Origin of the sequence: Rhodococcus sp. EPR-157 (assembly GCF_001647195.1) — a bacterium.
Classification (GTDB): Bacteria; Actinomycetota; Actinomycetes; order Mycobacteriales; family Mycobacteriaceae; genus Rhodococcoides.
Genome location: NZ_LVCV01000498.1, coordinates 1 through 6,641, shown reverse-complemented (window position 1 = coordinate 6,641; position 6,641 = coordinate 1). Strand labels below are relative to the sequence as shown.

At 63.3% G+C, this 6,641-nt stretch carries 5 protein-coding genes; all 5 read right to left on the bottom strand.

Going from position 1 to position 6,641, the window contains the following annotated elements:
* Positions 1 to 422: 422 nt before the first annotated feature.
* On the bottom strand, positions 423 to 1,184 hold the full coding sequence (locus tag A2J03_RS22465) for an SDR family NAD(P)-dependent oxidoreductase (protein ID WP_068378408.1): 762 nt from the start codon (positions 1,182 to 1,184) through the stop codon (positions 423 to 425).
* A gap of 153 nt (positions 1,185 to 1,337) precedes the next feature.
* A complete protein-coding gene (lpdA, locus tag A2J03_RS22460) occupies positions 1,338 to 2,708 on the bottom strand; it encodes a dihydrolipoyl dehydrogenase (RefSeq protein ID WP_068378406.1) in 1,371 nt (456 codons plus the stop codon).
* A gap of 73 nt (positions 2,709 to 2,781) precedes the next feature.
* Positions 2,782 to 4,116 (bottom strand): dihydrolipoamide acetyltransferase family protein, encoded by a 1,335-nt coding sequence (locus A2J03_RS22455; protein ID WP_068378400.1) that lies wholly within the window; start codon positions 4,114 to 4,116, stop codon positions 2,782 to 2,784.
* 20 nt (positions 4,117 to 4,136) lie between these two features.
* Positions 4,137 to 5,129 (bottom strand): alpha-ketoacid dehydrogenase subunit beta, encoded by a 993-nt coding sequence (locus A2J03_RS22450; RefSeq protein ID WP_068378398.1) that lies wholly within the window; start codon positions 5,127 to 5,129, stop codon positions 4,137 to 4,139.
* Complete coding sequence (pdhA, locus tag A2J03_RS22445) at positions 5,126 to 6,211, bottom strand: pyruvate dehydrogenase (acetyl-transferring) E1 component subunit alpha (protein ID WP_068378396.1); 1,086 nt, start codon at positions 6,209 to 6,211, stop codon at positions 5,126 to 5,128. Before pdhA ends, A2J03_RS22450 begins: the two co-directional genes overlap by 4 nt.
* Between the last annotated feature and the right edge of the window lie 430 nt (positions 6,212 to 6,641).

Genomic DNA, 6,641 nt, shown 5'->3' with positions numbered 1-6,641 from the left:
ACGTGTGTCCAGGCGGATTCGCACAAGTCCCCAGGTCTGTCGACGCCGGTTCGGGTGTCACACGGTTGTCACAAGTCGGTACGAACCGGCGTGGATTCGGGTGGTACCGCCTGAACAATTGATGCTGTTCAGGGGCGCTATCGTGGCTCCACCTGGACGTTCGGCAGTTCTTCTCATGTGGCTGTTAATCGGACGGTTGCTTGGTTCGAGTCCAGCGGGGGGAGCATCGCAAAGGCCTCCTGCCTGCGGCTACAGTCGCGGGGTGGGAGGCCTTTCTGCGTGGCAGACGCGTTCGTGTCACCGTTTGCCACGACTCATCCGTGACTCACTTCGGATGACACCCGCAATCCCACTTGGACCACGATGGTTTTGCGCGCCGAAAGGCGAATGCAGAGCTCCGTTTCGAAGGGAGAAGTCCTGCGCTATGTCGGACCCATTCTGATAGCGCCGTCCAGGCGGATGGTTTCGCCGTTGAGCATGGGATTGTCGACGATGTGGCAGACCAAGGATGCATATTCGACGGCTCGGCCAAGGCGTGAAGGATGCGGGACTTGTTGTCCGAGCGATCTTTGCGCTTCTGCGGGTAGTCCTGCCATCATCGGTGTTTCGAATATTCCGGGCGCAATGGTCATTACGCGTATCTGGTGGCGTGAAAGCTCTCGGGCCACAGGAAGCGTCATAGCAGCGACTGCCCCCTTCGACGCGGCGTAGGCAGGCTGCCCGATCTGACCGTCGAAAGCCGCAACCGATGCGGTGTTGACGATGACGCCCCGTTCCTCCCCGATGCAGTGGTGTCCGAGCATTTTCTCAGCGCCGAGGCGAATTACATTGAACGTTCCGAGCAGGTTTATTCGAACGACGCGTTCGAAGTCTTCTAGCGGAAGTGGTCCGTCGCGCCCGAGAACTTTGCCGGGGGTCGCGACGCCTGCACAGTTGACGACGACCCGTATGTACCCAATTTCGCTGGCACGTTGCATCGCATCGGCGACATCACTCGCTGATGTCACGTCAGTGGCCACGTACGTTGCTGCGCTACCGATTCGTTCGGCGGCGGCGTCGCCGCCGGAAGCTGGCAGGTCGAGAAGCACGACGTGGGCGCCGCGGGCCGCCAATGCGGCGGCTGTGGCATTGCCCAATCCAGATGCTCCGCCGGTGACGATGGCCACAGCGTTGTTGATTTCCATGTAGTAGTCCTCATTCGAAGAAATAGTTGCAACAGATAAAGCTCGCTTCAGGCGTACGAACCCTTTCGGCGGAACGACATTCGCTGCTGCCGGGATGGTCGTTCTTCCAAGAACGGTGCGGTGGATCGGCGAGCTGTCTGTCTGCGGTCAGGATCAGGCGTGCGCGTGAAGGGGTCTGCCGGCCAAGGCGAGGTGCGCTTCGCCGAGTGCTTCGGCCTGTGTGGGATGCGCATGTATAAGGTCCGCGACCTCGTCGGGGTGGGCAGCCCAGTTCACGATCAGTTGCGCTTCCCCGATGAGCTCACCGACTCGTTCGCCGACCATGTGGACTCCGACAACGGGACCGCCTTCGGCGCGAATCAGTTTCACGCCTCCGCTGGTGCCGAGGATTTGGCTTTTCCCGTTGCCCGCCAGGTCGTACACGGTGGTTTCGACGGACGGGAAGCGTACACGCGCCTGAGCCTCGGTGAGTCCGACGGAGGCGAGTTCGGGATTCGAGTACGCCACGCGGGGGATGTTGGTGTCGTCGACCGGTGTGGTGGGTACCCCGGCGATCTGGTCGGCGACGAACAGTCCGTGCTGGAATCCGCGGTGGGCGAGTTGCGGGCCGGCGACGATGTCACCGACGGCGTAGACGTTGTTCACGCTGGTGCGTAGGTCTTTGTCGACGCGGGTGAAACCGCGTTCGTCGAGTGCGATGCCGCCCTCGTCGAGGCCGATTCCGGCGGTGCGTGGCCCTCGACCGACGGCGACGAGTAGGACATCTGCCTCGATGGTCTCGCCGGACTCGATGGTGATGCTCACGGAGTTTTCGTCTTGGACGGCTTTGGCGAAGCGGGTGTCCGTCTTGATGGTGATGCCGCGCTTGCGGAAGGTGCGGGTGAGTTGCTTCGACGTCCATTCGTCTTCGGCGGCGACGAGGCGGGGGAGCGCTTCGATGATGGTCACCTCGGCGCCGAGGGAGGCCCAGATGCTGGCGAACTCGATGCCGATGATGCCTCCGCCGAGCACGACGACCCGTTCGGGGATGGTCGGCCATTGCAGGGCCTCGTCGCTGGTGAGGATGCGGCCGCCGATCTCGAGGCCGGGGATTTCGCGGACCTGGGATCCGGTGGCGAGGACAAGCGAGTGTCCGGCGATCGAGTGGCCGTCTACCTGCACGGTAGTGCCGCCGGTATAGCGTCCGGTACCGGTGATCAGGTTGATTTTGTGACTGCGTACCAGGCCTTGCAGTCCCTTGTAGAGGCGATCGACCACGCCGTTCTTGTATGCATGGATCGCTCCGGCGTCGATGTCGCCGAGTGTGGCGCCGATACCGATCGTGGATGCGTGTGCGACGGTGTCGGCGACGTCGGCGGCATGCACGAGTGCCTTGGTAGGTATGCAGCCTCGGTGCAGGCAGGTGCCCCCGACCTTGTCCTTCTCGATCAAGGTTACGGTCTTGCCGTGCTGGGCAGCGCGGAACGCACAGGCGTAGCCTCCGGAGCCTGCGCCGAGAACCAGGACGTCGGGTGAATCGGTCATGCGAACTCCTCGAAGATGCGCCGATGACGATCGGCGGTGCGGGAAAGGCGAATTGCGGTGAGGTGACGGCGCGTCAGCTCAGGGCAATGAGGCTCAATGGGTCGGACAGGATGTCGGCGATGGCAGCGAGGAATTTCGAGCCCTGTTCGCCGTCGACGAGGCGGTGATCGAACGACAGGCTCAAGGTGGTGATCGACCGCAAGACGATGTCCCCGTTGTGTTCCCAAGGGCGACGCCGGATCGAGCCGAAGCACAGAATTGCCGCTTCGCCCGGATTGAGGATGGGTGTGCCGGCGTCGACACCGAACACGCCCACATTGGTGATGGTGATCGTTCCATCGGCCAGGTCGGCGGGTCCGGTTTTGCCGTCCTTGGCGGTGCGCGTCAGCTCGGACAAGGCCAGTGCGAGCTCTCGAAGGCCGAGGGCGTGCGCGTTCTTGATGTTGGGCACCATCAAGCCTCGCGGGGTTGCGGCGGCGATCCCGAGGTTGACGTAAAACTTGGTGACGATCTCGTGCGCGTCGTCGTCCCAGTAGGAGTTCAGCGACGGGTCGGTGTGCAGGGCAACCAGCAGTGCCTTCGATACCAGTGCCAGCGGGGTCAGGCGTACCCCGGCGAAGTGCTTGTTCTCCCGCAAGCTGTTCACCAGTTCCATCATGGGAGTTACGTCGACGTCCACGAATTCGGTGACATGTGGGGCGGTGAACGCGCTGCGGACCATCGCGGCCGCGGTGTGCTTGCGCACGCCTTTGATCGGTGTGCGGGTCTCTCCTGCGACCGGTTGATTCGTCGATGCAGCCGCGTCGGCGGCGGCAGAAATGGGGCCGATGGCCGGGGTATCTGCGGCATTTTTCATGGCGAGGTCGAGGTCGGCACGGGTCACCTGTCCGCGGCTTCCGGTCGCAGACACGCCCGCGAGATCGATCCCGGCTTTCTTGGCTGCGAAGCGCACCGGAGGGGTAGCCAGGGGACGTCTCGGAACTGCCGCGGCGGGCTGCTCGACGGTGGGTGTGGGTGTTGCGCCGCCTCGCCGGCGGCGACTGATGCCTTCTTCGGCGACACCGTAGCCGACCAGAACGGGGGTGCGTTCGGGTGCGGCCTTCTGTGTCGGTACAGCTGTAGTGATAGGCGCGGGGGAGGTAGATGTGGAGACTACAGCGTCGTCGTCGGTCTCGATATCGATGAATGCGCTGCCGACGTCTACGGTCCAGCCCTCTTCGGCGTGGAGGGCTACTACAGTCCCGGCGTAGGGGGAGGGCAGTTCCACTGATGCCTTGACGGTTTCGACCTCGGCGATGATCTGATTCAGCTCGACGGTGTCGCCGACTGCGACGGACCAGCTGAGTAAGTCGGCTTCGGTCAGTCCCTCACCGAGGTCCGGCAACAGGAAAGTTTCGATGGTGGGCATTGCGGGCGGGTCTCCTGTCTCTACGCGGTGAACGTGCGGTCGACAGCATCGAGGATGCGGTCGGCGTCGGGGAGGAAGTACTCCTCTAGCTTCGAGGGGGGATAAGGCACGCTGAAGCCTCCGACCCTTCCCACTGGTGCCTCGAGGTGGTAGAAACAGCGCTCGGTTATGCGGGCGGCGATCTCGGCGCCGATGCCGAGAAACACCGGAGCTTCGTGGATGACCACCAACCGACCGGTGCGCTGGACGGAATCGGCGATGGTGTCGAGGTCGAGGGGGGAGATCGATCGCAGATCGATCACTTCCAGTGAGCGCCCCTCCTCCGCTGCGATGCTCGCCGCCTGTAGGGCCGTTGTCACCAATGGGCCGTACGTGAGTACGGTGGCGTCCGTTCCAGCCCGCACGATGCGCGCCTTGTGCAGCGGGTATGTCTCTGTCGTGGGGTCGACGTCACCCTTCTCCCAGTAGCGGCGCTTGGGTTCGAAGAACAGCACGGGATCGTCGGAGGCGATGGCTTGTTGGATCATCGTGTGGGCGTCGGCGGCGTTGCTGCAGGTGACGACTCGTAGTCCGGCGGTGGCGGCGAAGTAACCCTCTGGGGATTCGGAGTGGTGTTCGATGGCTCCGATTCCGCCGCCGTAGGGGACGCGGATCGTGATCGGCATCTTGACGTTGCCGCCGGTGCGGTAGTGCAGTTTGGCGACTTGGGAGACGATCTGGTCGAACGCGGGATAGATGAATCCGTCGAATTGGATCTCGCACACGGGCCGGTATCCGTACATGGCCAAGCCGACCGCCGTCCCCAGGATGCCGGACTCGGCGAGCGGGGTGTCGATGACCCTTTTCGGCCCGAAGTCTTTCTGCAGGCCGTCGGTAATCCGGAAGACGCCGCCGAGCTTGCCAATGTCCTGACCCATCAGGAGAACTTTGGAATCGTTTTCGAGCGCCCGCCGCAGGCCGGCGTTGATCGCCTTGCCCAGCGGAAGGACGGTGGGGTCAGTCGTTGCGGTCATCGGTGTGTTCCTTCCAAGGTGGCGAGGTAGGACGCGAACTGGCGACGTTCTTCGTCGACGAGGGGGTGCGGTTCGACGTAGACGTGGTCGAACATCGACAACGCGGTCGGCTTGATGGTCTCGAGGCAGCCGCGGCGCAAGGCCGCTGCGGTCTCATCTGCCTGACGCTGGACCGCCGCCAGATATTCGTCGTCGATCACACCGGCCGCTTCGAGGAGGGCGCGGATTCTATCGAGGGGATCCTTGGCCTTCCACTCGTCGTCCATTGCTGCAGGCCGGTATCGGGTCGGGTCGTCGGACGTAGTGTGCGGCCCCATGCGGTAAGTGACTGCCTCGATCAACGTGGGGCCGCTGCCTTCGCGTGCCCGTTCGAGCGCTGCCCGGGTCACGGCGATCACGGCGAGAACGTCGTTGCCGTCCACGCGAACGGCCGGCACACCGAATCCGCGGCCACGAGCGGCGATGCTGACCGGGGTTTGTACGCTCACCGGCTCCGAGATCGCCCACTGGTTGTTCTGACAGAAGAAGACCACCGGCGCAGAGAAGCTGGCAGCAAATCCAAACGCCTCCGACACATCCCCCTGGCTGGTTGCACCGTCGCCGAAGTAAGTGATGGCGGCGCCGGTTGCGCCGTCGAGCTGCATGCCCATGGCATAGCCCGTGGCATGCAGAGCCTGCGACCCGACGATGATCGCCGGCGTGGTCATCTTGTACTCGAAGGGATTCCAACCCGAATGCGTTGAGCCACGCCAGAACCGCAGCATGTGCGTCGGATCGACGCCGCGGCAATACGCCACTCCGTGTTCGCGATAGCTGGCGAACACGAAGTCCTCGGCGTCGAGAGCGCGGGCCGAACCGACCTGGGCAGCCTCTTGGCCGAGCAAGGGCGCCCACAAACCGAGTTCGCCCTGGCGTTGCAATGCTGTTGCTTCGGAATCGATTCGGCGGACCACGACAAGGTCTTCGTACAGCTTGCGCAACGTAGGAAAATCGATGTCCTCGACGTACGGTGAAAAATCCGAATGTGCGCGTCGTTCACCGGATTCGGTGACGAGCTGCACCAAATCGTCTGTGTCGAACATGGGCTACCTCCGCTGATAGCTACGCCGGCAAGGTCGACCGGCTCGATCATGGGCTTGATGTGCGCCACACAACCAGCACCTGTCAGGGTGCGCAAGTGCCGGTTGTCATCTTGCGCATGTTGCGCAAATCCCGTCTGGCGCTGCGTGCAAGACTGGGCTACATGTCGCGATTGGATCGAACCGACGCGCGGATCCTTCTGGCGCAGTGCGATGCTCCGCGAGCGACCGGTGACAGCTTGCGGCGCTTCTCGGTCTGGGATGCCGATGACTTGTATCGGAGCCGGCAGGATTCTGTAACAGGCGCACCCAGGGCGCTCGGCGGCACGGCTCGGCGGATTGAACCGTCCTGGGACTGGTGGAGACTGTGATCTCACCAGGAGAATGCAGATATGGGTGCACCAAGGAAGTTCGATGCCGAGACGCGTGAGCG